A 1,835-nucleotide genomic window follows, 5' to 3' on the forward strand; every position below is an offset into this window, starting at 1 on the left:
GGCGCGCTCGCCTGCGGCGCAATCGGAACGATCAAGCTGCAACTCTGGGACGAATTGCATACGAAATCCCTTTAAACAGCGCCCCGGTTGTCACAACGAGGCGATTTTCAACAGCCTGCTAGGGCTCGTTCTTGATGCCGCGCAGTCCGGTCGCCAACGCACGTATTCCGTCATCCAGTTGTCATCCATCAGTCATCAGCCATCAGGGGCATGACTGGATTGCCATCATGGGCATACAGCCCCCTCCGCCACGTGCGCAATGACATCGAGGCCGCTCACGAAGGACAAGTCGGGCGGCAATTCACGTGGCAGCCCGGGTCGCGGATAAGCGTCTTCGGCAACACACGCAGGTCGCGTCCCATACCTTTCAGACCGTCCGCGGTCACGCCGCAGATCGGTGTCATCTCTGAGCCTGCATACCTGGTCGGGATCGCGATGATCGGCAGGCTCCATTCGAGCGCGACGCCTTACCCACGCCAACGCCGATCGATGTTCCCAGATCGCGGACGCGCGTGCGGTGTGCATGGCATGCCGCTTCGCGAACCTGACCGCTTTCGAACGCTCTGTAATACCCGGCGTAAGCGTTAGCTCAGAAAGCCTTCAGGAACCATGGGTTGCTTTGAATCCCGGCTAATAGCCTGTCGAGCGTCGCCCCAAGTTACCCGGCAATATAGCTCGCCAGCAACTGCGTCAACGATGGCGGGATTGCATCCGCCCATATTACGAATCTGCCTTAAGCAGCCTTGAATTCGACGTACGCTTGGGTATGCGACGAGACAACGAGGAAACTTCTGCTCATCATGAAGCAAGAAACAAGATCGACCACGGATCGCGGGTTACGCTGCCAACCGATGAACATCGCTTCCATCAATGGCGGGCTGAATACCGTGCAGGGACTTCGGCTCGTTATGCCGACAGGTACCACTGTTGTGCAGGCTGCAGGCCGTGACGACCTCGGAGTGAATCACTCCATGCTGATATGTGCGCCATTTGTCGCAGTCATTCCGGCGGGCGCGCAGTTGACCACGATCGCTGACAACGATCCCAAGGGGTGGGTCATCGCACTCAAAAGCGGTGTACTCGGACAAGCCTCGCAAGAAGCGTTTGTAGCGGTGCCGAAGTGGTCCAGGTCTTGGGATCCGTTCCTGCGTGAGGCCGCGGACACATTGAGTGCTTTGCATCGTGTAGAGCTCATCGACGCTGCCTGCGCCGACGCTTTCGCCGATGTCATCTCGGTGCACATCGCTCTTTACTACGGGCACTGTGCTGGTGCGGCCGAGCCTGATACGCCTCTTACGCGTCAAATGCTGAGTCGCGTTCAAGCCTTCGTCCATGAACACATAGCCGAAACCATTTTGGTCGGGCAACTCGCAGTGCTGGTGCACATGGGTACATCAAACTTTGCACGCGCTTTCAAAACGGTGACAGGCAACCCACCGCATTTGTACGTGACACTCGAACGAGTGAAATTTGCCAGGACGATGTTGAGCCAACAAACCCCTCCTCTGGTTGACGTTGGCGCGCTCGCGGGGTTTCAGACTCAGCAGCATTTCACCGAAGTGTTTCATCGATACACCGGTGTAACGCCACGCGCATACCGGCTTGCCAACCGTAACGTCGGTAGCTGATTCATTTGGCGCGAATGTCGCGGGGCCGAGGAGCGTGGCCCCGTCTCGAATGGTTGTGGTGCAAATAGCGATCAACGAATCGGCTAGAGTGTCGGACTGACCGATTTGAGAGCCCGCGATGAGCAAGCTGAACAGTCTGGACGGACTGTTCGCCGGCCGTCACTTTGACCGTGACGTGATGATTCCTTGTGTGCGCAGGCATCTGCG

Annotated in this window: 2 protein-coding genes; both read left to right on the forward strand. The window is 57.8% G+C overall.

Annotation, left to right across the window (positions count from 1 at the left end; all coding sequences use genetic code 11):
• The coding region (locus ABQJ48_RS37630; protein WP_367842911.1) for a hypothetical protein at positions 1 to 214 on the forward strand (214 nt) is incomplete at its 5' end.
• Between the two features lie 637 nt (positions 215 to 851).
• Positions 852 to 1,628: a helix-turn-helix domain-containing protein gene (locus tag ABQJ48_RS37635; RefSeq protein WP_367842912.1), complete on the forward strand. Its 777-nt coding sequence runs from the start codon at positions 852 to 854 to the stop codon at positions 1,626 to 1,628.
• Positions 1,629 to 1,835: the final 207 nt, after the last annotated feature.

This window comes from Paraburkholderia suaedae, from assembly GCF_040812055.1.
In the GTDB taxonomy this organism is placed as follows: Bacteria; Pseudomonadota; Gammaproteobacteria; order Burkholderiales; family Burkholderiaceae; genus Paraburkholderia.